The sequence below is a fragment of the Micrococcus sp. GbtcB5 genome, from assembly GCF_019091605.1.
Taxonomy (GTDB): Bacteria; Actinomycetota; Actinomycetes; order Actinomycetales; family Micrococcaceae; genus Micrococcus; species Micrococcus luteus.
Genome location: NZ_JAGXJK010000679.1, coordinates 1 through 213, shown reverse-complemented (window position 1 = coordinate 213; position 213 = coordinate 1). Strand labels below are relative to the sequence as shown.

At 71.4% G+C, this 213-nt stretch carries 1 protein-coding gene; it reads left to right on the top strand.

The window, feature by feature from the left end; all coding sequences use genetic code 11:
• A partial coding sequence (locus tag KVS67_RS13945) for a helix-turn-helix domain-containing protein (RefSeq protein WP_217565631.1) occupies window positions 1-213 on the top strand: 213 nt, incomplete at both ends.

The following is a 213-nucleotide window of genomic DNA, read 5'->3' as shown; positions in this document are numbered from 1 at the left end:
GCCCGCTACCGCGCCCAGGGAGAAGCCGGCCTTCAGGACCTGCCCAGCCGGCCGCACCGTTCACCTGCCCAGCTCGATCCCGAGGTGGTGGCTCAGATCCAGACCCTGCGTCGCAGGGAGAAGTGGTCGGCCCGCCGGATCCATCACCACCTCGTCTCCGAGGGCCACCGGGTGTGTCTTCGTACCGTGGGACGGTGGCTGCACCGGGCCGGG